Origin of the sequence: Mycobacterium parmense (assembly GCF_010730575.1) — a bacterium.
Taxonomy (GTDB): domain Bacteria; phylum Actinomycetota; class Actinomycetes; order Mycobacteriales; family Mycobacteriaceae; genus Mycobacterium; species Mycobacterium parmense.
In genome coordinates this window covers 5,837,380-5,863,710 of the sequence record NZ_AP022614.1, presented here as the reverse complement: position 1 = coordinate 5,863,710, position 26,331 = coordinate 5,837,380, and the positions used below count along the sequence as shown (strand labels likewise).

Annotated in this window: 17 protein-coding genes and 2 pseudogenes; 1 reads left to right on the top strand and 18 read right to left on the bottom strand. The window is 66.7% G+C overall.

Annotated elements, in window-relative coordinates; all coding sequences use genetic code 11:
* Positions 1–39: 39 nt before the first annotated feature.
* Both G6N48_RS27195 and G6N48_RS27190 read right to left on the bottom strand, forming a co-directional pair.
* Positions 40–2,007 (bottom strand): putative bifunctional diguanylate cyclase/phosphodiesterase, encoded by a 1,968-nt coding sequence (locus tag G6N48_RS27195; protein ID WP_085269788.1) that lies wholly within the window; start codon positions 2,005–2,007, stop codon positions 40–42.
* Positions 2,008–2,032: 25 nt separating this feature from the next.
* On the bottom strand, positions 2,033–4,147 hold the full coding sequence (locus G6N48_RS27190) for an Rv1355c family protein (protein WP_085269789.1): 2,115 nt from the start codon (positions 4,145–4,147) through the stop codon (positions 2,033–2,035).
* Between the two features lie 557 nt (positions 4,148–4,704).
* On the opposite strand from G6N48_RS27190, the gene G6N48_RS27185 reads away from it, so the two are divergent.
* Positions 4,705–5,997 (top strand): hypothetical protein, encoded by a 1,293-nt coding sequence (locus G6N48_RS27185; protein WP_139825828.1) that lies wholly within the window; start codon positions 4,705–4,707, stop codon positions 5,995–5,997.
* Positions 5,998–6,118: 121 nt separating this feature from the next.
* Here G6N48_RS27185 and G6N48_RS27180 read toward each other — a convergent pair whose 3' ends face one another.
* The 16 genes and pseudogenes from G6N48_RS27180 to G6N48_RS27110 all read right to left on the bottom strand — a co-directional run bounded on the left by G6N48_RS27180 (position 6,119) and on the right by G6N48_RS27110 (position 26,320).
* Positions 6,119–7,225 carry an acyltransferase family protein gene (locus tag G6N48_RS27180; RefSeq protein ID WP_161494217.1) on the bottom strand — a complete coding sequence of 369 codons (1,107 nt, stop codon included), beginning with the start codon at positions 7,223–7,225 and terminating at the stop codon, positions 6,119–6,121.
* A 316-nt stretch (positions 7,226–7,541) separates the two neighbouring features.
* Positions 7,542–8,588: a cellulase family glycosylhydrolase gene (locus G6N48_RS27175; protein ID WP_232066730.1), complete on the bottom strand. Its 1,047-nt coding sequence runs from the start codon at positions 8,586–8,588 to the stop codon at positions 7,542–7,544.
* Between the two features lie 2 nt (positions 8,589–8,590).
* Positions 8,591–9,190 (bottom strand): glycosyltransferase, encoded by a 600-nt coding sequence (locus G6N48_RS28545; protein WP_232066729.1) that lies wholly within the window; start codon positions 9,188–9,190, stop codon positions 8,591–8,593.
* Between the two features lie 33 nt (positions 9,191–9,223).
* A pseudogene (locus tag G6N48_RS29040) lies at positions 9,224–9,694 on the bottom strand (glycosyltransferase); the annotation flags it as partial.
* An 84-nt stretch (positions 9,695–9,778) separates the two neighbouring features.
* Complete coding sequence (locus tag G6N48_RS27165) at positions 9,779–10,402, bottom strand: YveK family protein (protein ID WP_085269794.1); 624 nt, start codon at positions 10,400–10,402, stop codon at positions 9,779–9,781.
* Between the two features lie 3 nt (positions 10,403–10,405).
* The gene (locus G6N48_RS27160; RefSeq protein ID WP_161494218.1) at positions 10,406–11,257 is read right to left on the bottom strand and encodes a glycosyltransferase family 2 protein; all 852 of its coding nucleotides are present in this window, start codon (positions 11,255–11,257) and stop codon (positions 10,406–10,408) included.
* The gene (locus tag G6N48_RS27155; protein WP_139825829.1) at positions 11,230–13,401 is read right to left on the bottom strand and encodes a glycosyltransferase; all 2,172 of its coding nucleotides are present in this window, start codon (positions 13,399–13,401) and stop codon (positions 11,230–11,232) included. The genes G6N48_RS27160 and G6N48_RS27155 overlap by 28 nt, the downstream gene beginning before the upstream one ends.
* Positions 13,402–13,505: 104 nt before the next feature.
* Complete coding sequence (locus tag G6N48_RS27150; RefSeq protein WP_085269797.1) at positions 13,506–14,912, bottom strand: O-antigen ligase family protein; 1,407 nt, start codon at positions 14,910–14,912, stop codon at positions 13,506–13,508.
* A complete protein-coding gene (locus tag G6N48_RS27145) occupies positions 14,905–16,317 on the bottom strand; it encodes a lipopolysaccharide biosynthesis protein (RefSeq protein ID WP_085269798.1) in 1,413 nt (470 codons plus the stop codon). The genes G6N48_RS27150 and G6N48_RS27145 overlap by 8 nt, the downstream gene beginning before the upstream one ends.
* Complete coding sequence (locus G6N48_RS27140; RefSeq protein ID WP_161494219.1) at positions 16,314–17,294, bottom strand: YveK family protein; 981 nt, start codon at positions 17,292–17,294, stop codon at positions 16,314–16,316. Before G6N48_RS27140 ends, G6N48_RS27145 begins: the two co-directional genes overlap by 4 nt.
* Before the next feature lie 401 nt (positions 17,295–17,695).
* Positions 17,696–18,661 (bottom strand): annotated as a pseudogene (gene gmd, locus G6N48_RS27135) (GDP-mannose 4,6-dehydratase); the annotation flags it as partial.
* 95 nt (positions 18,662–18,756) lie between these two features.
* Positions 18,757–19,731 carry a GDP-L-fucose synthase family protein gene (locus G6N48_RS27130; RefSeq protein ID WP_085269801.1) on the bottom strand — a complete coding sequence of 325 codons (975 nt, stop codon included), beginning with the start codon at positions 19,729–19,731 and terminating at the stop codon, positions 18,757–18,759.
* A 69-nt stretch (positions 19,732–19,800) separates the two neighbouring features.
* Complete coding sequence (locus G6N48_RS27125) at positions 19,801–21,105, bottom strand: sugar transferase (protein ID WP_085270110.1); 1,305 nt, start codon at positions 21,103–21,105, stop codon at positions 19,801–19,803.
* 411 nt (positions 21,106–21,516) lie between these two features.
* Entirely contained in the window at positions 21,517–22,893 is a 1,377-nt protein-coding gene (locus G6N48_RS28775; RefSeq protein ID WP_085269802.1) for a PPE family protein, read from the bottom strand.
* Between the two features lie 389 nt (positions 22,894–23,282).
* The gene (locus G6N48_RS27115; RefSeq protein ID WP_232066726.1) at positions 23,283–24,950 is read right to left on the bottom strand and encodes a KamA family radical SAM protein; all 1,668 of its coding nucleotides are present in this window, start codon (positions 24,948–24,950) and stop codon (positions 23,283–23,285) included.
* Positions 24,947–26,320: a flavin monoamine oxidase family protein gene (locus tag G6N48_RS27110; RefSeq protein WP_085270111.1), complete on the bottom strand. Its 1,374-nt coding sequence runs from the start codon at positions 26,318–26,320 to the stop codon at positions 24,947–24,949. Before G6N48_RS27110 ends, G6N48_RS27115 begins: the two co-directional genes overlap by 4 nt.
* Positions 26,321–26,331 lie beyond the last annotated feature (11 nt).

Here is a 26,331-nt window from a genome sequence, read left to right as displayed (position 1 = left end):
TTCCGCTCGCGGTCTGCCCCGGCGAGGCGGCGAGCGGAATCACTGCAGGGATTGAATCCCGATGTGCTTGGAGCGCCGCGGCCGCGACTTGCCGGTTCCGTGATTGTTCGCCGCGGACGTGTCGTCGGGTTGGGACAAGCCCTCGTCGGCCCCCCCATTGGCGCCCGCGTCGGCGAAGTTCATCGGGATGAAGCGCCTCGCGAACAATGCCTCCATCGCCGCGCTGTCCAACGGGCGGGACAGCAGGAATCCCTGGGCGCGTTGGCAACCGATGGCGAGCAGCGCCTTCGCCGCGCTCACGGTTTCGACGCCCTCGGCAACCACCTCGACTCCGAACGCGCCGGCCAGGGCCACGATCGATTGCACGATCGCCAGGTCCCGCGCGTTGCTGCCGAGGTCGCGCACGAACCCTCTGTCGATCTTCAGCGAGTCCACCGGCAGCGATTTGAGGTATCCGAGCGCACTGTAGCCGGTGCCGAAGTCGTCGATGGCGATCTGAACGCCGATGTCCTTCAACCCGGTGAGCGTCTTGCGCGTGGCGTCGATGTCGGCGACCACGACGCGTTCGGTTATCTCCAGGCAAATCGAGCTGGCGTCGAGCCCGAACTCGGCGACGGTCGCGGCCACCGACTCGATGATCCCGTCCGCGACCAGCTGCACGGGCGAGACGTTGATCCGCAGCACGGCGCCCTGTCCCACGCCATGGGATTGCCACAGCCCAAACTGGGCGCACGCGGATCGCATGACCAGACGCCCCAGCTTGCCGGCCAGATTGATCGACTCGACGACGTCGATGAAGGAGTCCGGCATCAACAGGCCGCGGGTCGGGTGATACCAGCGCACCAGCGCCTCGGTGCCCAGGACTTCACCGGTCCGCATGTCGAATTCCGGCAGGTAATGCAGCACCAGGTCGCTGCTTCCGCTGTCGATGGTCTCCTGCAGGCGCAACTCGATGTCGTTGCGGATGGCCTCTTTGGCGGCCATCTCGGGACTGAACGCGGCGACGGTGGCGCCTCCGGCACCCTTTGCCGCGCGGGTCGCCTGATCGGCCCGCCGCAGCAGGTCCGACGTGCTGTCCTGCCCGGGCATGCCGGTGGCGATGCCGATGCTGACGGTGCGGGCCAGCATCTCCCCGTCGATCATCACCTGCTTTTGGACCTGGCCTTGCAGTTGCCGCGCGAACTCGGTCGCGGTATCGATGTCCGTCGGCGCGGCGGGCACGACGACAAATTCGTCACCGCCGAACCGGGCGATCACGGCGGGAATGTCGACGGCGTCCCGCAACAGGTCGGCGAAGGCTTTGATGAAACGGTTACCCGGGGTCAGGCCGAGATGGTCGTTGACCACCTTCAGTCTGTCCAGATCGAGAAATAGGATCGATACGGGTCCCGGGCGGCCGGAGGCGAGGCGCTTGTCGAGGTCGTCGATGAGCGTCCGCCGGTTCAGCAGGCCCGTCAGGTCGTCGTGTTCGGCCAGGTATCGGACCTGTTGCTCGGCAACGATGCGGGCCTGCAGCTGAGCAAACAGCGTCGCGATCGTCTGCAGTGCGTTCAGCTCTTCCGGTATCCATTCCCGGTCTCCGAACTTGCCGAAACCCAGGATGCCGGTGGTGAGGTCTCCGGACAGGAGGGGCACGCAGGCGAGGGAAACTCCGGGAACGCCGGTTCCCTCCTCGATGTTCTGCTGATAGTCGGCGTTTGCCGGCTCGGGACGCAGGACGTCGGGCTCTTTGATGGTCTCGGCCCTCGCGAATACCGAGTCCGCGTCGGCGAAATACACCACGCCGATCGGGTCCGGGTCGGGAATGTCCTGCCTTGGTGGCCATTCGGCGACGAGCACCGTGGCGTGGATGGTGTGGTCGTTGTGCCGCAGGAACCCGAAATCGACGCCGAAGTGGCCGACCAGCTTGGCGAGCACCCGTTCACTGATGGCGGCCGAGTTTCCTGCGGTAGCCGCCATCAAGTCAGCGGCGGCCGCAGTGACCAAATCGTCCAACGTGCCGGACACCCCCCTACGGTAGCGGGTGTTGGTCCTACAGCAAGCGGACGCGCTGTAGATCCCGGCGGCTCCGGACCGAAGCCGGTGCGCCGGCAGCAAATCGCATTATCAGGACCGGCGAAAGCCCCTCCGGCAGGCCGATCAGCTTTTCGAACGCCCGCTGCAATGTGCCCAGCTCGTCGGCGAAGGACGAGGACACCGCGGCGAGATCCTCACGGTCGCGGGCGTACAGGAACGCCGGCGAGATGGGCTGAACGGCGATCCCGTGCTGCTGGGCGGCGATCCACACCGCCTCGACGGCGGAGCCGCCGCGCGCATAGTCGGCCAGGGCATCTCCCGTAACCGAAATGACGGCCACCGCAGAGCTTGTCGACACGCGCCGGCGGGTGTCCTCGCCCAGGGCGGCGCCCGCATCCCAGTCGGCCAGGTTCGCCATCACCTCCGGACGGCGCAGGATGTCGAAAACCGCGAGATCGCCGGGGCCCAGTTCCAGGCTGCGCACATCGATGCCGGTGTCGGGCTGGGGATCGCCGGGCCATCGAAGCTCGGAGATCATGTCGGCGTGCAGCCGCGGCGTGAGATACCTGATGCGGTCGGCCGCTCCGAGAATCGCTGCCAACTCGGCGATTTCGGGTCGACCGGTCACCACGTCCAGCCGCGCCGCCTGTCGATCGGCGATGGCCTGCAACAGTCGGATCGTCTCCGCTGCCACCGCTTGCGGCGTCCCGACGCGGCGGTTGGTCTCACGCGCCAGCATCGGCCGGTAGAGCGCGGCCAGTTCGGGGTCCTCGCCGTCACCCAGGCGGACCGTCGCCCGCAACACGTCGCCGTCGACGTTCTCCGCCACGGTCACCGGACCGAGCACCCGTTCGCTGGCGGCGGCGACCCGTGCGTTGAACAGGGCCGCTCCCAGCGCAACCGCACCACCCCGGGACCGGACGTCCATGGTCGAACTGTCCTCAGGCGCAAGCCGGATCGTGATTTCATCGGCGGTGGCCTCGATGCGCCAGGGTTGCACGTTGCCACCGGACGGCGCCCGAGCGGCCGCCGCCGCCACGACGCCGGACGCCCCCGGCAGGGCGGGGTCGACGTAGTCTTCGGCCGCCGCTGGTCGCGACGTGGTCACGGGCGGCTCGGCGAGCCAATCGAGCGACGAGGCGACGTCGATGCGCGTCCGGCCGGACGGCAGATCCTCGCCCAACCCGATACGGCGCACCGCCTCGGCAATCGCGGTGGCTCCCAACACAACGTCGCCTGCTGACTGCGGCCACGTCGACAACGTCTGGTCGATCTCGACCACAGACGCCAGGACACGGGGCGAAAGCTGTTCGGCTTCGAGGAATCGCAGCATGTGCGGAACCTTCTCGCGACTGCTCATCCCGGAGAGCCTGGCGAAATCCAGGCCGCCGAGGAGCCCGTGCAGGATCGGACGCTGCGGCTGCAGATCGAAACGCTCCACATCCAGCAGCCCGCGGTCGCTGGTGGCCATCAGCACCGGAATCCGCCGGGCTCGCGCGGCCTCCCGCAAGCTCACCTTCATGTCCAGCGAATCGCATTCCTCGACAACGACATCCAATCCCTCGACGAATTCGTCCACGGTGTCGGCCGACAGCCCGGCGTCGTGGACCTTGACGCGCAGGTAGGGGTCGAGCTCGGCGATCCTGCGGGCGGCGACTTCGGCCTTGTTCAGCCCGAGGTCCAACACGGTGGCGGGCACCCGATTGAGATTGGACAGCTCGAGTGTGTCGAAGTCGGCCAGCCGCAGCTCGCCGCACAGGCCTTCGGCGGCCAGCGTGTGCGCGATGACATGCCCGACGCTCAGACCCACGACACCGACGCGCAGGGCGCCGAGCCGTGTCTGCTCGGCTGTGGTGATGACGTTCCTGTTGCGATCCAGCCGCACGGCCCGAAACGCTTTGGGGCCCAGCACCGCCACGACGGTCCTGCGCCACGGGTAGTAGACCCACCGGCAGGGCTCGGCGACGAGCTCCGGCTCCGGTGGTGGCCGAAGCCCACGCAGTTCCTCGAGCAGGCTCTCGCGACGGTCGATGACTTCGACGGCGGGATCGGCGCGCAGGCGCGTCAGTTCGGCTTGGTCCGCTGGGTCGTCGACGTTGAAAACGTGCGCGCTGCAGGAATGTGTCGTCATTCTCCTCGCCGCTCGGCCGCGCCAACGAATGCGTGCCCTGGTCGGACCACCGGCAACCGTGCTGGGAAATCCAGCGCCGACCCTGTCACCGCAACATCGTAGGGGCCACCGTGTTCGGGCGCTGCACGAGGTGCCGTGCCGGCGTCAGTGCCCCGGCACGTCGCAGACCCGGCACCGCGGCGGCTTTCTGGTGACTCACGGGGCGGGAGCCGATGGCAGGGTACCCACAAGGACAGACCGGCAGTCAACTTCACCATGTTAGAACCGTCACATAGTATGTTTCATACGCCAGCGGTGTATCATTGGTATGTACACGCGGTCCATCGCCGGCCCGCCCCATTTCCGCCAGAAGGAGCTCTGTCGTTCGTGACCGCGACGTCGCGCATGCCGGTGTGCGGTCGAAAGCACGGGGGAGCGCACCAGACGGCGACCGCGCGAGTCATGGATGTCGTCGTGACTCGTGATGCCCGAACAAGCGGCCTCGAGCGGTGCGCGTCCAGTAGCCAAGAATTGCAGGGGTTTTAGTGTCTAAAAAATACAGGGTGGGACAGCTCGACGTGGCGAACGCCGGCAATACCGTCGTCGTGGTCGTCAAGCCGGCCATGCCCGGTTCCGCCGAGCGCGCGCCGGACGTTCTGAACAAAATGGCCGCTCGCGGGCCGCGTTACCGCGTCGGCCTGGTGCCCTCCGCGGACAGTCGGCGCTGGGACTTCTGTGACTCTCCGGGGTCGTGGTGTGACCAGTCGATCGACATCTCCGGCAGCGACAGCATGCAAGACGTCCTCGATCGTGTCGCCGACCACGATGTGACAGTGCCGATCTCGGCCTCGCAAAGCGGTGAATATCTTTCTGTCTCCTGCGATCACGGGATCGGCGACTCGCACATCGTTTTCGAGGTGTGCGCCGCGATCTCGCAGCACGAACCCGGTGGGGGCTTCGTCGAGCCACTGGCACCGCCCACCACGGCCTACCCCTTAGCCCCGGCCCTTGTCCACACGGCCAAGGCCACGCCACGGCAATTCGTCACGAGCGCCGCCGAGATGCTGGAGCCGACCCTGGCCTTCGTCGGAAAAAAATTCGGCGCCGGTGTCGAAGCGCAGCCCGCGGTTGCATCAACGGCTTCGTGCGATCAAGGCCGAGACCTGGACCCCGACGAGAAGTTCGTCGCGGTGTGGGCCAAGAGCAGTCCCGAGTTCACCGACGAAATTCGCCGCTATCGCGACTCGCAACATCCCAACGCTTCCGTCACGGCAATCCTGACGTTGCTGATTTACAAGAGCCTCGAGGAAAGCGGCGTCATCCTGCACGACGAGGTGGAAATCGTGGTCGACATGCGCCGATTCCTGCGGCGCGACAGGAGTACTCTGGCTAACTTCTATACGGTCGCGCGCATCGATGTCGCCGGCCAGCCCTCGGTGGAAGGCTTCAGTGCGTCACTTCGCCAGGCCGCCGGCTCGCTTCGCACCCTGTTCATGCTGGCGGGCCACGTGGTGGTCAAGCGCCTGCGGATGCTCGCCGCCCGCGCGACGAAAAGGGGCGGCCGCCAACCCAACCAACCGGTCGGGTCGACTCGAGCAATCTTGACTTTCTCCGAACCAAGGGCTTCGGCGTTCGACAAAATCGCATGGGCACGTCCCGAGGATGCCGAAATCGCCGTGGTAAGTCCGCCGGCGAGTCGCTCGCACATATCCGTTTCCGTGAGCCGTGCGCCGAATGGGTCCTTCCAGATCACCGCAACTTTCTATGCGTCACAGGCCGACAGATCGCTTGTGGCCTGGGGACTCGAGCGGGCGCTGAACTCGGAGGCGTTCATGCCGCGGGCCCAGACGATTTCGCAACCCGCCGTGTAGGCGGGTAGGTGTGAGCCCGCGACGGCGAGGGGGGCTTCCCCCCTTCGCGCTAACCGTTTTCTGCCGAGCCCTTTTCACCGCTCACCGGCGCTGACATCGAGCGCGCCCACTGCCGCCCCGGCTACGGGCGCGAGCGGGCACCGCGCTTACTGGGCCAGGCGGGAGGCGCCGGACCGTCGAAAACCCATGCGAGACCGGTGTTGCGGATCGCGGTGGCAACCACGAGTGACCCGAGTACGCCGGCGGCCAGCCCGACGGCTATGAGCAGCTCCAGTGAATGCACGCCGAACTTGACCAGCACGATGCGGGAGCCCGAGGCCAGGATGATGTGCGCGAGGTAGATGTCCAGGGATCGCCGGCCGCAGAAGGCGAGGAAGTTCCAGGACCGCGCCGCCCGGGCGACGAGCAGCACCGCCGCCGACATCAGGATCGAAAGCGCCACGCCGAGGGCAACACTGGACGCCGTGCGACCTTCCCAGCCCGTCGTCGGTGGTGTGGGGTCCGCGCATATGGCCGCCACCATCCCGAGCGCAAACAACCCGATTCCGCCGGCGGCGGCAACCACCGTGGGGATCGACCGCAGTGCCGGCCGCAGCCGGTCGACACCGATGATCGCGCCGCCGACGAAAAAGACGACCAGGCCGAGGCCCTGCGTGCCCACGATGCCGCCGTCGAATCCCCACATGGCGACGCTGAGTACCGCGGCCAGGCCGAGCAACCATGGCGCGCGTTCGCGCCGCCATGGCTTCAGCGGCACCACCAGCAGCGTGAGGACCGCGAGAAATGGCAGGTACCACAGTTGGCCGGACGGCGCCCACACCCTCAGCAGGGAGCTGAGTGGTCGGGGGTTGTTGACAACGCGGGCGGCGCCGAGCAGCACCGCGCCCTGCAAGACGGTCCACAGCAGGTAGACAGTGAGGAACTTGAAGGTCCGCTCCCCCACGTAGGACCGCAGGGGGCGCTTGCTTACCGACTTGGCCACGAAGACGCCGCCGACGAAGGCGAAAATGCTCAGATGCCAGAGGTAGAGGATCCGATCCGCGGCCGGAGCCCAGCCGACGTGGTCCATCAAGTGTGCAGCATCGAGACCCCGCAGCACGTGGCCGAGGACGATCGCGATGATGGCGATGCCACGAGCGACGTCGATGCTCGCGTCCCGCTGGTCGTCGGCGACATTGCCGGTGACGGCTTCGTTCGCCCGGCCGAAGCTGCGCGTGTCGTTACTCATCGGGGTAGCCCTCCTCGCGGCCGGGACCTGATGCGACGTCACTGCGTGACGGTCTGTCTTGATCCCCATGGCACTCCTAGGACAAACAGGCGGGTCTCGAAGCGGGCCGCCGGTCTACCCGGATGTTGGTGGCGACCCTGCCGGCGAGGCCGAAGGAATACCGGTGGGCACCGCAAGCCCTAGTATACATACTCTAGATATGTTTTTAACCCCGTTTACCAGACATGCAGTCTCCGACGCGACGTCCGGATGGTGTCGCTCGGCATCGAGGACGCCGCGCCGGCGCTTCACGGCCCGGCGCCTCGCCCGCTGCCCGCTACTGCATCAACGCCTCGGCCGCCGGTTTCAGGCTCATGTCCATGCGCACCAGGCCGAAGTTCTGCTCGATGTCGTTCGGATCGGTCCCCGCATCCCGAAGCTCGTAGTAGATGAGCGGGCCGGCCCAATCCCAATTTCGCACCTGGCGACGGGACTGCACGACGGAGTTGGCCTGATCAGTCGCCGACATGGAACCGGGACCCGTCCCGGTCGGTGCGCCGAATTCGGTGATCCAGACCTTCTTCCCGGCGTCCCCGTGGCGGACCATCAGGTCACGCACCATCGGCAGGTCGTTGAAGCCGCCAACCAGGGAGGGCGAATCCTCGCTCGGCAACCAAGGAAAGCTGTACGGGTGCACCGCAACTGCGCTGGCCAACTGAGCGGCCCCGTTAGCGTACAAGTGCTCGAGAAATGTCGTCTGTGAGATCCTCGTGCCGCTGTTCGAGTCGGTTCCCCGGGTCAACCCGCCGGTGAGCACCGTGGCGCCCGGATCCACGGCACGTATTGCCCCCGCAGTCGCGCGGAAGAGTTCACCGTACTTCTCCGGGTCGGGGAGCGGCTGCCAGAAATCGCTCGAGTTGGGCTCGTTCCACACTTCCCACGTACGCACGCCAAGCGGCGCATAACGGGCGACCGCGGCGTTGGCGAAATTGGCGAAGTCGGAAATATGGTCCGGCGGAGTGTGACTCGTGGTACCCCGCGGACGCGCCCATGTCGGTGAGTAGTCCAGGATGGCCACCACGTTCAGCCGCCGCGCCGTCGCCTCGCGTACCACCCGATCCTGGTAAGACCAGTCGAACTGACCGGGCTGGGTTTCGATCCCCGACCAGTCGAAGTCGGTTCTGATCCAGGTGACTTTCATTGCCGAGATCAGATCGAATTCGCGGCTCACCGTCGCCGCGTCAGTGTTCGAGATGTTGATGCACATTCCCAGTTGAGCCGGTCCCACCGGTTCGACCGGTGCCAGCGCGAGGACGCCTATCAAGGCAACGGGGAGAGAGAGCCACATGAGAATTCGTCCTGTGCGTCGCGGGCGGCGGTTCAACGTCAACTTTCCGGCCCCCCAGACAACACCTGAGCAACCACTTCGACAATGTCGACCGATTGTACCGGCGCGGTATCGGGCCGGTAGCTGCTCAGTGGCCGGTCAAGCGCTTTCCGCAGCGCTGCAACGTCATTCGCGGCAAAGGTGGAGTGCCGTGCGCCGGACGCCCGTGCGGCTTCGAGCAGACCGGGGCGCTCCGCGATCAGGACGGGCACACCCGCGCGGGCCGCTTCCACGACCACCAGGCCGAAGGGCTCCAGCCATACCGAGGGAACGACCAGAACGTCGATCTCGCCGAAGAACGGCGCGAGCTCCGTCTGCCCGCGCCACTCGACTTGCCCGCGTGCGCGACTTTTCAAGCCGGCGACGAAAGCGGATTCGCCTTCGCCCGCGACGATCAGGCGCTTGTCGGTGCCCTCGATGGCCGCAAGAAGAACATCCACGCCCTTGGCGTCGGTCAATCGGCCCAGATATCCGAGGGTGGTCGGCGGGTCGCCGCTTCGATCCTTCGCACTGGCTTCAACGCGTGCGGCGGCGGCCGTCGGGTGGATGATCGCCGCATCGTTGAACTGGGTCAAGCCCCGGGCCGAGTGCTCGGCCACGGTCGCCCTTGATACACCGACGATTCGGCCACCCGGCCACCTACGCCGGGTCGCGTCCAACCGCGGCTTACACGGTCGGCACACACCATGACAGACCCCGCCATTCCACAGAGTCGTCGAGTTGCACATCAATCCGTAGTCGTGAACGACCTGAACCAGCGGGATACCCCGTTCACCGGCGACCACCCACGGCGCGTAGCCCCATCCCCGGAGGTTGTGGCAGATGATGACGTCAGGACGCAACCCGTCGACGATCTTGTCGACGACGCCGCGGGCCGGCAACGTGAAGGTGTCGACGGCATGCCACAGGGCGCGCAGCGCGGTACCGCGCTGGCGTCCGTCGAACGGCCAGAAGACGTTTCGTATCGCGTTCGCCGAAGGGTCGTCGGAACGTCGTCCGCGCGCCCTCAAACCGCGGTTGTGGACCTGGAAACCCGCGTCCTGAAGTTGCTGCCCGAACGAGCCGACGACGCGTTCGGCACCGCCGTACCGTGCGGGCGGCACAAGCGAAGACAGCTGCAGGACGACCTGTGACGGCGTCAGTCGGGTCTCCAATCGGGAACGGGGCGAACGTCTTGAAGTTGGGGATTACCGCCGAGACTCGGCCGGCTGCCGTCCACGATGCCGGCGAAAGGCCTCCAAGCCGACGGCGGCGAACACCCCCAGAACCAGGCCGGCTATCGCACCCACCAGTCCGAACGTGATGAGGTTGATTTGTGCCGACTCGGGCAGGACGGTGGCAGGGCCCACGGGCGTCACCTTGATGTTGCCGTTTTCGATGTGTGAAACCGTCTGCCCCAGTGACGATAACGTCGCCTCGGCAATGTGGGCCGCGGCTACGGGATCGCTGTACCCCGCGGTGACTTGCAGGATCGTCTTGTCCGCCAGGCTCGACGCCGTCACCCGCCCGCTGAGCGTCAGCGGCGTCTCCTGCAGGTGCAAAGTGTCGACAACGGGCGTCAGCACGGGGGTGGTCTTGGCGAGCTGCGCATAGCCCGGCATCCTGTCCAGGATGTACTGCGAACCGTTGGCCAACGCGTAGGGCGGTCGGGTCTCGGGCTGTGACACCGAGAACCAGCCTTCGGCTGTCGCCTTGTATTCGGGCGGGTTCATCAGAGCGAAGATCGATGACAAGATGATCGACGTGGTAGCGATCAAGGCGATCACCGCCCAACGCTGCCTTATGGCGCTCAGCGCCGTTCCGACGTCCATGATTCACTCCCTGATCGACGAATGGCTGTTGAGAGGCGCCGGGTGGGGGGCGCCGCCCTTGTCCGGGTGCACGGCGATCGCGCGGAAAGACCGGGCGAAGATTTGCATCAGCGCGAAGCCCAATGCGAGGGCGTTGTCCAACGCCCTCGAACGCGTCACAGGACCATTGAGGTAGCGGAGCATTCGCCTGCCGTCGCGGTAGTTGGCCCACTGTGACCGAGTGGCGCTGGCACCCGTCACGTCGAAGTTGCACAAGAAGTCTGCCAATGCGATCGGGGGCGACAGTTCGGCGGCGCGCAGCATGAAGGGCTGGTCTGCCGCGATGCCGAATTCTTCGTCGTACCCACCGAGCTGCCAGAACAGCTCTCGCTCGAAAACCGTTGCCTGGTGGGGCATCGGTCGTTGCAGTATCGCGAAATTGAACAGCTTGAAGGGCACCACGCCGAGTACGGAATGCAGACTCTGATCCGGATTCACCACGCGCGCAAGGCCGTACAGCCATCGCGGGCGAACCCCTTCGGCTCCGGGACGCCCGGCACTGATCGCAGCGGCAACGCGAGACAACACCCAGGGGTCACCAAAACCATCGCCGGCGTGCATGAACCACAGATACTCGCCGCGGGCCATCCGCGCGCCCTTGTTCATCGCGTGATACCTGCCGCCGTCGGACTCGCTCACCCAGGTTCCACTGAAGTTCGCCGCCAGCCACTCGGCGGAGCCGTCGCTCGAGCCACCATCGATGACGATGTGCTCGTAGTCACCGAAAGACTGCGACTGTGTTGACTCGACCGTGCGCTGCAATCCCTCCAGATTCTGGTAGGTGATCGTCACAATGCTGAATAGCGGTGTCGCCACCGGCTCTCCTTCGTTACGGGGCTGTCGTGCGAAACCGGCGCTTGACCGCCGTCGGCGCAGGACACGTCACCGGGCAGTATCGCGTTCGACTTGCGCAGCAGCCGACGATATTCCTGCGCGAGGACATGCTCGGGGCGGTCCTTCCGCAGCTCGACGATGAGGTCGAATTGGTCGTCGATGCGTTGCCCGCGCGCGGGTTGACGCGCGAGCGCCAAGATCATCTCGACGGCCGTTGCGGCGTCGTCGAACTGCCAGTCGTCGGGCAGCATGGCCTGATAAGCGGCATTGCGCCGGATCACCACGGGCAGACCGGCATCCATCGCATCGATGGCCGCGATGGGCAGGGCTGCCTCCCATCCCGCCGTGTGGAGGTACACGGTGTGACCCGAAATGGCGGCGGGCACGTCGTGCACGGGCAGCCAGCCCGTCACCGCCACCCCCGCTCGTTCCAGTTGGTCCCGTGCTCGTCCGGCTCCGTCGCCGACCCACGTGGCCTCGACTTCGCCCGAACAGCGCAGCTTCGACAGCACCTCGACGAACATCTCCGGATCCTTCTGCGGAGCAACCCTTCCGACGGTGACGATGCGCAGCGGCCCACGCGGGGACTCGGTCACCGCACGGGTCGTCGCGTGACTGTCGGAGCCGAACGCGTTGAGCAGGTGGGTGACTTCCGCCTTGGGCCGAAGCTGCCTGGCGAGTGCGGCCTCGTGTGGACTCACGCAGACGAAGCCCGCGGTGCGGCGCGCCAGTATCAGCTCCGCGCCGCGGTAGGCCCAGCGCTTGGGCTTGGAGATGTCACGCCGTTCGAAGGCGAAGCAGTGGGGGCTGTACACGATGATCGGCGATCGCTTGAGCATCAACCGAAGTCGGCCCACGCCGCCGGCAAGCGAGGAATGCAGGTGCACGATGTCGGGCCTGAACTCCTCGACCGCCGGCCCGATCGCACGCCAGAGGTTCACCAGGCCGGGGGCAACGAGGCGGGCGCCGACGAACGGCGACGCTTCGCCGAGCTCTTCGAGCAGGCCGGAGCCGCGATCCTGGGCAAGCAGCGACGACTCGACGCCTTGATCTTGAATCGCTCTGGCGTAGCCGACGATCGCGGAACCGGTGCCCGCCGAGAAAGTCTCGGTGATGTGCAGGACGCGCAGCGGACGCGGCCGGGTGTCGGCGCGCGATGTCGCCGTGGCGTAGCTTCGGGACGCGAACAGCGTTTCGGCGGTGCGAGCCCAGGAGAAACGTGCGGCGTTCTGGCGAGCCCGGGCGCCGAGATTCTCCCGCAGGTCGCGGTCGGAGAGGACCTGCTCGACCAGTTCGACGCACCTGCCCCAATCCCCCGGGGGGAAGCCGAGACCGCCGTCGCCGGCTACTTCCGTCATCGCGGACCCCGACGCATAGACTGTCGGGCAGCCCAGCCTGCCTGCTTCGACGATCGGCAGTCCGAAACCTTCGTAACTCGACGGCGCGACCAGGACTCCGGCCTCGCCGTAAAGTCGCTGCAGTTGTTGATCATCGATGCGGCCGAGGAAGCACACCGTGCCCCCGCGGTCGGGAGCGACATCCCGGAACACGTGCTGGGCGCCCCCGACCACGACGACGGCGACACCTGCGCGCGAAAGCGCCTCGGCGGTGGTGATGACGTTCTTGTGCGGAGCCAGGTTGCCCACGATCAGGGCGTAGGACCCGGGCGCGAAGGGCAGCGCCGTTCGGGGGCCGGCATGCGGGTCGGCGTCGACATGGTCGGCCCCACAGGGCGCCAGCTGGAACCGGCGTTCCGAAACCCGCAGTACGCGAGCCAATTCGGCCTGGCTGAAAGACGAGACGGTCATGACGCGCTTCGCAGTGCGGGAGAGGAGCCCGTACATCAGGCGATACCAGAGCACGAAAGCCGGCCGGAACGTCTTCGGGTACCGAAACGGCATGGCGTCGTGCATGACGAGCGTTTGATTGCGCTTCACCAGCGGAGCCGGGCCGGCCAGCGAATACAGGTGCTTGCCACGGGCATGCCACGGCAACGCCAGCTGCTCGAACACCTGGCCCCGAAAGTGGGACCGGACGATGCGGAAGTTGGCCGCCCACGGCGGCTGCACCGCATCCTTGGGCAACACCAGGGTGACTCGCTGCGCGATCGCGGTGGTGCTGACCACCCGCATCACCTCCGTCGCGTATCGCTGTGTCCCGGAGGGAGACTGGGCGAGCCATTTACCGTTGACGCATATCCGGAGCGGATCTGCAACGGCCATTCGGGTTGTCATCCGGCCACGTCCGCTCCGGCACGCCGCCCGCTGCCGGCAGCTCCGACCGGCACTGACTTTGCGCGCGATTGCAGTGGTGGGCTGTTTTGCTCGGAACGGCGCTGCGAGGCTGGATAACACAGCAGAGCGGCCGGGATTGCCCAGGTCATCCAGTCGCTGGTGTCGATCGGCCAGGGCCGCTCGGTGATCCCCAGCATGAAGACCGGCACGAGCACGCAACCAACGACCAGGCTGTAATTGGGTCGGGCCCGCCAGATCAGGAAGCCCAGCGCGGCCAGAAACGCGACGAATCCGATGAGCCCGGAGGAATACAGCACCTGTAACCACTCATTGTGCACCGAGTAGGAAGCGCTCGGGTCGATCCTCCCGCTGTCTCGCACATGCTGCCAGCCCAGCACCCCGGTGCCATATATGAGCGTGGCGGTGTCGGAGAGCGCAGCCTTCGCCAGGATCCACAACCCGGCGCGACCGTGGTATGCCGCCGGGTCGGTCGCCATGTACGGCATGGCGAAGCCCACGGCCATCAACCCCGCCAGCAGGACGTACAACAGCCGGGTACGCGCGGGCGCCTCGATGGGCTTTCTGATGTTCGGCCGCATCACGAGCAGGACAACGAAGGCGAGCAGGCCGGCACCCATGCCCGACCGACCACCGGTCAGCATGATGAGGCACAGGACGTAGCCGGACAACACCGGACCCTCCCACGACCCGAACGCGATGTAGATGAACGGTATCGCGATCGCGAGATAGATCGCGAGCGCATTCCCGTTCTCCATGATCCCCCGAAAGTCGAAGCCCATCAGCCCGCACTTGTCAGAGCCGGTTCCATCGCTCGTGCAGGCGAACACGCTGAAATCCTTCTGCACGGCGAAGGTGAATCCGCTCGCGATCGCAGCGACCAGACACGCTGTGCCGACGCCGATGTGGATGCCCAATCCTCGCGGAGCGACCGTGCACACCGCCACGACAGCCAAAAACACCAGCGACAAGGGCCGAAATGGGTTGTCTCCGTGCAGCAGCGCCGACTCCGCGCAGACGAGTTCCACCAGCAGGAAGAACACCGCGGGAACGTTGACCGGCGTATTCGGTCGCTTCAGGCGGATGATGAAAACCACGACAACGTAGACGGCGCACAGCAGAGCCAGCAGACGCATGATCTGGTGCGCGGAGGACGGCACGTCCCAGGTGACGGTTTTGAACGCGTTGCGGTGCATGGTCCACTTGCCCATGTAGGTCACGAACAATTCGACGCAGCTGGCGGTCGAGGCGACCATCACCGCGCCGAATGTCGCCGCACTGTTCCACTCACCGCGGGCCTTCACCTTGCGCAGGGCGCTGAGCAACGTCAGCAGGGCTGCGATCGAGAGCGCAACCATCACGGCGGAAGTGAATGAATCAGCCATGGGCTGTCTCCGGACACGCTTCGGATCTCGCCGCAGTCGTCGAAGCGACGCGGTTTCCGACGAAAACACCTGGAATCAGCTGGCATACGGCCACGGTGATGGCCGATGCCAAAACCGGCCCCGCGGGTCCGAGCCTCCCGGCGAGCACCCATGACAACGGCAGGTTGGCGACAACCAGGGCCACGACGCAGAACGCCTGGAATCGCAGCTTTTCCGGCGAAATCAACATGATGCCGGTCGTGAGGTGCACCGACTGCACTACCAGCAGGGCGGCGAAGGCCAGCAGCAGCGACCAGCCCGCCCGCGCGGTCCCCGCGCTCATCCACTGCACGGCAAACGGACTCAGCAACAGAAAGGCGGCGGCGGCAACGACCCCGGCGGCGCTGAGCACCGCCACGCCGGTCAGCCAGCTCTTCCGCAACGCGCCCGCGGTCAGATTTCCCGCGGCGAAGTGTGGCCACAGCGCCAGCCCCGCAACCGAGATGACCGACCATATCGGCGTGTAAAGCTGTGCCACGTAGGAGTATTCCGACAGGCCGGCCGGGGCGACCCGGTGCGACAGCACGATCCGGTCGGACTGAAGCGCCAAGGGCAGACCGATCATCACGACGAACATGGGAACGGCCGTCGCCGAGATCGCCGAACCGGGGAACCGACGGGGTGCGAAGGCCTTTCGCAGTAAGCCGGTCAGGATCTGCCGGTCGGTGTGGCGGGCCCGCAGCGCAGAGAACAAGTAGCCTACGAGCACGCCCACCGGAATTGGGAGGGCGTAGGCCAGGGTCGGGGCTTTGAGCAGGTAGAGCGCCCCCGTCATGGCCAGAGCCGTCGGACCGGAGACTCCGGCCAGCAGAACGGCTTCATGCAGTCGTCCGCTGCCCCGGAGGACGTCGGCGCCCAACGCGAACGGTATCGACACGCTGAAAGCCGACAGGGTGAGGACGGCCGCCACGTCGACTCCGGCGCCCAGGTGCGGATCGTGCATGCCGAGCAGCGTGGGCCAGGCGTGCAGGAGACCGATTCCCGCGGCGGCGAGGCCGAGCATGAGGGCGGCGCACAACGTGGTGCGGATCGCCGTGAGCATCGTCCGCTGGAAGTGGTCGGTCGCCGCCGGCGACTCGGGCTGCTTGGCTCGTGCCGTCGCGACGGCCGCCCCGGCGCCGAGGTCGGCGAACATCAGCAGCTGGCTGAGCGTGGCCACGAGCATCACCACGCCGAACTGATCGATTCCGACGGCGAGCGTGGTCAGTCGCGCCACGATCAACCCGCAGATCGCGCTCACCGGAAGCACGACTATGCGCGCACCTCCGGTCGCCAACAGCAGCCGCCACGTCGATTGCGGCCGCCTGCCGGTGTCGCGGTCGCCGGTGCGGGCAAGCGGTTCGGCCGGAACGATCTCCGTCGTCACCGGCCCACTCTTCTCGAGAAGTCCCGGCCATCTCCGACACGCAGCACCACCACGCCCGCGTCGTGCCGATCCGAACCGGCCTTCGGCCGCCCGCCGGGCCTGGCGTCATTGGCCGAATTCTCGCTACCGCTGTCGCCGCGGCGCCAACGAATGAAATAGAACACGGCGCCGCCGAGGGCCAACCCCACAACCAGGCCGACCACCAGATCGATGACGGCAGGAGTGCCCTGGGCTTCGTTCGGCACGAGCGCGGGCTGAACGGGCACCAGCTGGACGGGCGCGTGTTGGCCACCGGCTCCCTCCAGCACGGCCACCTCGTGCACCAGATTGCCCATCACGGCGTTTGCCAGGTTGGCGGCGGTCTGCGGATCACGGTCGTCGACGGTCACCCACAACATCACCCCTCCACTGGTGACGACCTTGATGTTCTCGGCCGCCTTGGCGGGGTCGCCGCGATTGACGTCGTGTATCGCTGCTTGTATCAGCTGTGGTTCGGTCGCCAGTGCCGCGTAGCTTGCCACGCGCTGCAGGGCGAACTGCGAGCCGCCGAACGGATCGTGGACGTTCGGATTGTCCGCAGGCAGTGCGGTCAGGGCCACGAATGCCGCCGCCTGCGATTCGTAGACCGGAGGGTTCGCCGCCGCCCACACGAATCCGGCGAACAACCCCATCACCGTGAAGAAGGGAATGACCGGCCAGTAAACCGGCGCCCGTCTGAGGCGCAGCCGCTCCGCCTCGCCCCGACGGCGCGACTGGGCAGGGGTGGTCGCGGGCGGGCTCTTCTTCAGCCGCCGGAGAAACTTGTGCGCCAGGGACGGGCGGCGAGTCTGTTCCTCGGCTTCCGGTTCGCTTTCCGCGGCACTCTGCTCGGGCGACTTCTCGACGGCCGTCGGCGGCATCGGGATGCTGGTTCCGGCCGGGCCGCCGAGGCGTGTCTGGACCCATTCGCTGGTGGAGAGGCCGAGCGCTTGCGGCACACCCAGGCGAGCGCCTTCGTCGACTTGGCGCCAGATGCCGGCGACTATCTGGCCAAGCCCGTTTGTGTACTCCTCGGCATCTTCGGGGTTCATGGTCCTATGTTCGACTTCCGTGATTGCGGCTCCGTTAAGGATGCCCTCTAACTGCCGTCGGGTCAGCCGTTCGGCAACAAGCAGCCCGGCTTCGCCGAAATTGGCAGAAATTTGTGTCAGGTCTCGTGTCGGCTAGCCGCAGTGCGGTGATCCGGCCCTCCGCGGAGTCATACGGCTCCCAGAGCGCCTTTTTCTTCCCACTGCGCCTTGTGTTCCCAGCGGCGCCGAGAGCGGATCGATGTGGTCCTGCTGTCGATCCGTGTCGCCTGCCAGTCGCGCTCCTCGTTCGCCGCGACCTGGCCCAGGGCGGCCTCGTAGTCCGCGTCGACCATCAGCCGCGCCAAGTCCCGCATGTAGGTGTGCGGCTTCCAGCCCAGCTCCGATTCCGCCTTCGAGGCGTCTCCGATGAGCGAGTCCACCTCGGAGGGACGAATGTAGCGCTCGTCGAACTTCACGTACCGCTCCCAGTCCAGGCCCGCATGATCGAACGCGACCGTGACGAAGTCGCGAACGCTGTAGGAGGTCCCGGTGGCCAGCACGTAGTCGGAGGGCTCGGGGGCTTGCAGCATCCGCCACATCCCCTCCACGTATTCCTTGGCGTAGCCCCAGTCGCGCACGGCGTCGAGGTTGCCCAGGTAAAGCTCCTTGTCGAGCCCCGCCTTGATACGCGCGACCGCCCGTGTCACCTTGCGGGTGACGAACGTCTCACCCCGGCGCGGCGATTCGTGGTTGAACAGGATCCCGTTGACCGCGTACATGCCGTAGGCCTCGCGGTAGTTGCGCGCCATCCAGTAGCCGTAGACCTTCGCGACGCCGTAGGGGCTGCGCGGGTGGAAAGGTGTCAGCTCGTTCTGGGGCGGCGGTGTGGCGCCGAACATCTCCGAGCTGGACGCCTGATAGAAGCGGCAGTCGAGTCCGATCATGCGGATCGCCTCGAGGAGGCGAGTGGTGCCCATGCCGGTTGTGTCGCCGGTGAACTCGGGCTCGTCGAAGCTCACGCGCACATGGGACTGCGCCCCGAGGTGATAGACCTCGTCGGGCTGTACCTTCTGCAGCAGGGTGACCAGGCGTGAGCCGTCGGTCAGGTCTCCGTAGTGCAGGAAGAAACGCGCGTCGTCCTGGTGTGGATCGGTGTAGAGATGCTCGATCCGCGACGTCGTGAACGTCGAACCACGCCGAATCATGCCGTGGACTTCATATCCCTTGTCAAGCAGCAACTCCGCCAGGTAGGAACCATCCTGTCCGGTAACTCCGGTTATCAGAGCTTTCTTCACCCCACACCTCCTGATCCCGGCAATGCCGGAAGTTTCATCCGCCGGAGCCGCGACGCGGTCCTTTGTTGTTGTTGTCCAATGCTTTTGGTTGTTGCTCACCGGCACACCGCGCTCAGCCGGGCCTCTTCGTGGTTCTCGACGAACCAGTGGTAGAAGCTCTGAAGTCCCTCGCGCAGGCCGATCGCCGGGCTCCAGCCGAGACGTTTGATCCGCGAGACATCGAGCAATTTGCGCGGCGTGCCGTCCGGGCGGCTCGTGTCCTGCACTATCTCGCCCTTGAAGCCGACGACCTCGGCGATCAACTCGGCGAGCTCCCGGATGCTGATGTCCTCGCCGGAACCCACGTTGATCGTTTCCGCCGAGTCATAGTTGTCCAGCAGGGCGACGACGGCGCCCCCGAGGTCGTCCGAGTGCAGAAACTCCCGGCGAGGCGTTCCGGTCCCCCACAGCGTCACCTGCTCGCGGCCGTCCCGCACCGCCTCGTGGAAGCGCCGGATCAAGCTGGGCAGCACATGGGAGGTCTCGGGGTCGAAATTGTCCCCCGGCCCATAGAGATTGGTGGGCATCGCCGAGATCCACGGCAAGCCGTACTGCCGGCGCACAGCACCGACCTGCGTCAGCCCAGCAATCTTTGCCACCGCGTAGGCGTCGTTGGTCGGCTCGAGCTCGCCGGTCAACAGGCTGGATTCCTTGATCGGCTGCTCGGCGAATTTCGGGTAGATGCAAGAGGATCCGAGGAACAGCAACCGGCCCACGCCCGCCGCGAGCGCGGCATCCATCACGTTGACCTGGATCCGCAGGTTGTCGGACAAGAAGTCGACGGGATAGGTGCTGTTGGCGACGATCCCGCCGACACGGGCGGCGGCGAGAACGACGACGTCGGGCCGCACCTCGTTCATGTAGGAGAACGCGGCGGCACGGTCACGGAGGTCGACCTCACGTGAAGCCGCACCGAAGAGGTGCCGGAAACCGGCGTGCTGCATCGCACGCCAGATTGCCGAACCCGCGAGGCCGCGGTGGCCCGCTATGTAGACCCGCGCATCACGCGGGATAGGTTGGACGTCGGCCACGGTTACTTCGACTCCCCTGTTGTGGTCGGCGTTGTAGCGCCGTATGTGAGGTGCATGTGCATTCCTCGCTCACCGGCCGCCATGGAAAACGACTTCGGAGAAGGTCCGGAGGATGATCTTCATATCCAGCCACAGCGACCAGTTCTCGATGTAGAAGTTGTCGTAGCGGGCGCGGTCGGCGATCGACGTGTTTCCACGCAGCCCGCTGACCTGAGCGAGACCGGTGAGCCCGGCCTGCACCCGGTGGCGGTGGGCGTACCTGTCGAACTGCTGCGAGAACTGCTCGACGAAGTAGGGTCGCTCGGGGCGCGGGCCCACCAGTGTCATGTCACCGCGGATGATGTTCCACAGCTGTGGCAGCTCGTCGATCGAGGTGCGCCGGAGGAACTTGCCGACCCGACCCACGCGGGGGTCGGTGGCCACGCACCAGTTCGTCTCCGACTCGCGCTCGTTGGCCGGCTTCATCGTGCGGAATTTGAGCACCTCGAAGCGCTTGCCGTCGCGTCCGATCCTGGTCTGCCGGAACAAGATTCCCGGGCCGCCTTCGAGCCGTACCGCGATCGCGGCCGACACCATCAACGGCAGCACCAGCACTGCCGCGGTCAACGCGATCACAATGTCGAACAACCGCTTGATCAACCGCGACGGCCCGCGAAGGTTCGGGGTGCGGATCCGCATCACGGGTATCGAGCCGATGTGATCGGCCATCCCCGTCTGAGTGTGGAAGTGATGCATGCGCGGCACGATCAGCAGGTCGGCCCGCTGGCACACCGAGCTACGGACGGCGTCCAGCAGCACGCGCTCCTGGAAATTGCCGTCAGCGATCAGCAGTACGTCGGCTCCGGTGGCCAGGACCGCGGCGTCGAGGTCGCGCAGGCTCCCCAGGCGCGGAACCTCTTCCTGCGCAAAGTGATCTTCGCCCTCGTCGACGAATCCGTCGACGGCCAGGCCGTATTCGCGGTGCTCAGCCAGGATCTTGGTCAGCTCGGCGGCGAGCGGGCCGCCCCCGATGCACACGGTGTGGTGTCTGGTGATGCCGGTCCGGCGCCCCAGCGCGATCAACTGCGTGGTGAACACGCGCCCGGCCACCACCAGGGCGATGGAGAAGCAGGCGGTATTGAGGAATCTGAGCACCGCTTCCTGTGGGTAGAGCATCGCGATAACCAGCGCGACGGCCGCCGCGGCCGTCAACAGGCGGGCCAGGATGGTGGGCAACTCGTCGAGGACGCTCAGGTGCAGCCGCGCGCGATAACGCCCTCCACCCGAGAGCAGGAACACTCCCAGCACCGCCATCGTGACGACCGCGTGAATCTGGTAGGGACGCCACAAGATCGGTGCCAGGATCAACACGAAGTCGACCGGAGGCACGCACATCCACGCGCGGATCCTGCTCAGGAGTGCACGGAGCCGACGACTGTCGGTGTGCTGGTCGGCCGTGACCGGCACACGCGATGACGTGTGCGATCCGACAGCGGTGTCAACCAGACTCAACCCTCGGCCCGGCCGCCGACGATTGAGCAGAAGCGCCACACCGGCATTGGCCCGCTGCGTCGCGGACAGGGACTCGGACGGCGTCCTGGCAGGCGGGAGGTCGGGCAGATCGATCGATGTCATGATCGAACCACCGCGCCCTCATGGACGGGGGCGCATATGTCGACATCTTCTGTCGCTCCGCACAACTGGCGGGAGACGGTGTTAGAACTCGCGGTCACCTTACATCCCATCGCTAGTGCTCATTGAAAAACTTCATGGCTGCAGACCCGATCAGACGGAGGTCTGGCAGGGTCAGACCTTGCTCGACTTGTTCGCGTTGTTCGGCATCGGCACGTAGACGATGGCCGGTTGATATCCGGGCGGGGCGTGCCCGTTCGTCGGAAAGCCGGCCGGTACCGGATACGCCGCCGCGGGTTGAACCCCGTTGCGCGACGGCCCGTAGCCGGCGGCCGGCGGCCGCGTCATCACGGCGGCGAGCGGCAACCCGTACTTCCCGCCCTTACCGGCGGCGCTCGCGGCGGCGGCACCGGCCGGCAACGCCATCGGCATGAAGGGCAGCCCCAGACCGCCGGCGATGTACGGGTCGACCGCGGCGATCGGCGCCGCCATCGGCATCCCGCCCAACATCGCGGCCGGCCCCGCCGCGGCCCAGCCCCAGCTTGCTGGCACCGACAGCGCGCCAAGCGAAGCGGCCTGACCGAGGCTCGCCGCACCGCCGAGGCCCGCGCCGGCCAAACCGCCCATGCCGCCGGCGAATTCCGCTCCGAGCGCGGCCGGGGCCGCCGCAGCCGCGGCGGCACCCGGCGCACCGCCGGCCATGTTCATGAAGGGCAGGAAGACGTCGGGATTCATCAGCGGCCCAAGCGCATTCGACGTCATCATCAGCGCGAAAAAGCCTGGGAGATAACCGTATTCCGCGATCAGGCTCGACTCGACGCCCTGAATCTGGGCCGAGGAGAGGCCGAGGGAACCGCCCAGGGAGTTCGGCACCCCGGACACGGCGGAACCCAACGGGGAAGCCAGGCTCTGCAGCGAGTTGGAGATGTTGGAGATGAATCCCGACAACGCCGACTGCACCGAGCCGATCGACGTGCCGGCGGCCTGGCTACCCGCGGCACCCTGGGCCGCCACACCGGCGGCATTGGTAGTCGGGGGAGCCGCGGTGAACTGTGACACCTGGGCTGTTGCCGCCGCCGAATTGGCCGCGTACCCGTACATGGCCGCCGCGTCCTGTGCCCACATCTCCGCGTATTCGGCCTCGGTCGCCGCGATCGCCGTGGCGTTCTGGTTGAAGTAATTCGTCGCGGTCAGCATCATCAGCTGAGCCCGGTTTTCGGCGATCACCGGTGGCGGCACGGTCATGGAGAACGCCGATTCGTAGGCCGCGGCGGCCGCCTGGGCCTGCGCGGCCGCCACCTCGGCCTGTCCGCCGGTCGCGCTCATCCATTCGACGTAGGGTGCGACCGCTTCGGCCATCGTCGCCGACGACGGCCCCACCCAGGACCCGTCCGCGAGCGCTGATATCACCGAGCCGTACGACATCGCCGCGTTGTTCAGGTCGGCGGCCACGGCCGACCACGCGGACGCGGCGGCCAGCATCGGTCCAGCCCCTGGACCTGCATACATCCGTGCGGAATTGACTTCCGGCGGTAGCGCTCCGTAATCCATGCGGAAGACTCTCGATCTCAGCTAGTCGTCACGGCGTGTGGCGCGATTGCCGGCGATTCCGGCCACGCGGGCTTGAAGGACATGTCCTGCTCCTAACGGAAGTCGGTCTGACTCCGTACCAGGCCGCGGTGACGGCGGTGCCTCCAGCGACATTCACGAACTGATGTACCGATGATGTGCTTATGCCCCCAGAATACATACTTTCTGGCGCTCTGTCATCTACTTACCTAACTCTGGGTCTTTTTCTGACCCATGCAGCCTCGCCCCGACCTCGACTGACCGGAAATCACAGACCATCCGGTCCGGCACGCATCGCGACGGCGCCGCATCCCCGTACAAACGCGAAAGGCGCGCGCGGACCCACCGGTCCGCGCGCGCCCGCGAAGCGATCACAACAAGCGGCCCGCCGGCTCGGCGTAGTCGGGCATCGGCAGCGGCTCGTCGCCGGGCAACGGAAGGCCGGCCGGACGAGTCGCCCGGGCCGACGTGCTGGACGGGTGGCGCAATCGCGCCAGCAGCGCTTCTGACGAGCCGGACGCGTCCGGCGCGGCGGCGACCTCAGCCCCCTCGGTGGGCATACTGGGCGAGGGCAGGTCTTGCGCGCCCCGATCCACGTTCGAAGCCTGCGGCCCGTGCCCTCCCGGACGCGCCGTGGCGCCGGGACGGTTGTAGATCTTCTGCCACCACGCCTGTCCGGCAGGCGGCAGACTGTCGATCGGGTCGTAATAGGGGTAGACCCGGTTGAGCGCGTCGATGTCCGTTCCGTCCAGCCCGGTGCGGTAGTTCTTGCTCCAGTGCGAGATACCCCTGATCCGGTCGTAGTAGATGACCTGGTGGACCCACCGCTTGCCGACGAACGGAACGTCGCACACCAGCCGCGGCGTCGCGAAGCCGGGCAGATAGCCCATGATCTCCGACTGCAACTGCTGGGCTTCCCACAGCGCCACCCGCCAGTGTTCGGCGTTGGGGATCATGTCGCACATATAGAAGTAGTAGGGCAGGATGTTCGCCTCGCCCTGCAGCGCAAAGCAGAGGTCGAGCAGATCGGTGGCGGTGGCGTTCACACCGCGAAGCAACACCCCCTGGTTACGCACATCACGCAGGCCCGCGTCGAGCAGCGCCCGTGCCGCCTCCGCCACCAGCGGCGTCACCGACTGCACGTGGTTGATGTGGGTGTGCACCGCCAAGTTGACACCACGGGCCCGCGCCAGGTGCGCGATCTGGTACACCCCGTCGAGCACCTTGAGTTGCAGCCAGTGCTGCGGCACCGCGGCGAGCGCCTTCGTCGCCAGCCGGATGTCGCGGATCGTGTCGATCTCGAGCAACGCCGTGACGAACGCCTCCAGGCGCGGCCACGGCACGTTGGCCACATCACCGCCGGAGACCACCACATCGCGCACCGTCGGCGTGGCGCGCAGGTAGTCCAGCATCCTTTCCTGCCGATCGGCGGGCTGCAGCGACAGCTTGGCCTTGGTGACCGTCGGCGTGGAATTCCCGACCAGGTCCATCCGCGTGCAGTGGCCGCAATATTGCGGGCAGGTGGGCACCATCTCGGCGAGCACCTTGGTCGGGTATCGATGGGTCAGGCCCTCGACGACCCACATGTCGCTTTCGTGCAACGAGTCCCGCTCGGCGTGCGGATGTGAGCACCACTGCGGATCGCGATCGCTGAGCACCGGCAGCATGTAACGCCGGACCGGGTCCGCGTAGAACGCCTCGGTGAGCGCATGGCGTCCCGGGATGCCGCTGGGTGCCATGGTGTTCAGCATCTGCGGCGGCAACAGCATCGACATGGTGGCCCGTTGCTGTTGATCGGCGGCCAGGTCGGCGTAGAAACCCTCGTCGACCAGGTCGCCGACCACGGCGCGCAGCTGCCCGATGTTCTTGATGGAGTGCGCCCGTTGCCATTGCGCGTCGCGCCACTCGGCCTCGGTGACCCGCGCCCAGCCCGGGTAGCGGCGCCAGTCCGGTTCGGCCAGCAGCTTACGCACGTAGGTGTACGGCTGATCGACGGTGGCGTCGTAACCGTCACGCGCGATATCGGCGAGCTCCGTCATAGTGACATGACCTTTCCCGAAGCGGTCGCCGGTACGGCGCCGTGGATCAATTCAGTCGCGACACGCTGCCCCGACCTGATCGCCCCTTCCATGAGGCCGAAAAACTCCAGGCTGGTTTCCGTGCCGGCCCAGTGGACGCGCCCGTGCGGTGCGGTGAGTGTCGGTCCGAGCCGCAACCAGTCACCCGGGCCGAACAAGGCGGCGTAGCAGCCTTTGCTGTATTCCTCGGCCACCCAGTCGGTCACCGTGCAACGCGTCGGCGGCGGTAACTGCGGGAAGAGCCGCCGGGCGTGGTCCAGTGCCGCGTCCCGCTGCTGAATCGGCGAGAGGGCGCTGAACGCCGACGCTGCCGCGCCGGTGACGAATCCGGTGAGCACACCCACGGACTGATCCGGCGGCGAATCGTCCACCGTGGAAAGCAGTGGCCCGTTGGCGCTGACCGACCAGCCGGACAGTCCCTGCTCCCGCCACACCGGTGCCGGGTAGCTCAGATGCACTTTGATGGCACAGCCGCGGCCGGTGGCACCGGTTGCCCGCGGGGACTGCAGGGCGGGGCGGAATTCGATCCGCTGCGCGAGAAGCGGCGGGACGGCGACGATCACCCGGTCGGCCCGGTATTCCGATCGCGTGCCGTCCACGTCCGAAACACAATGCACGACAACGCCGTCGACGTCCTGGTCGATCGCGCTTACCGGCAGGCTCAATCGCACCCGGTCGCCGAGCCGTTGCGCCAGAGCCTCACACAGCAGGTGCGACCCGCCGTCGACCCGCCACTCCTGGGCCCCGCCCTGAAAGGCGTTCAGGTAGCGGATCCCGCCGCCCGAGGTCAAGTAGAAGCCCATGTGCAGCGCCGAGATGGCCGCCGGATCGGCCGCCATCATCTCGCCGATGAACAGCGGGAAAAAGGTCTGGGCGTCGGGGTGTTTGACCTCCTCGGCCAACCACTGTGCGGCCGTGAGCCGGTCGAGACTTGCGGCGCGCGGACTCAGCCAAGGCGCGTCAGGCCGGACCTGGGCAACGAGGTCCTCGAGCCGGTCGAAGAGCTCGCCCAAAGCGATGACGTCCAGCGGAGGCATCCGGCTCGCCGTCGTGGTGCGCTGACCTGAGATCAGGAAGGTGCTGTCACCGACCATCCCGGTGGAGGCCACGGCGAGCCCGTATTCAGCCATCATCGCCAGCAGTTCGGTGTGCCGCACACCCAGGTAGGCGGCCCCGCCATCGGCGAAGGTGTTGGCCGACACCGGGATACCGTGCATCCTGCCGCCCACTCGGTCGCGCGCCTCCAGCACGGTGACATCCGCGCCCGCCGCCGCCAACTCGACCGCAGCGGTCAGCCCGGCGAGGCCGGCGCCGACGACGACTACCCGCATGTCTGTTCCGC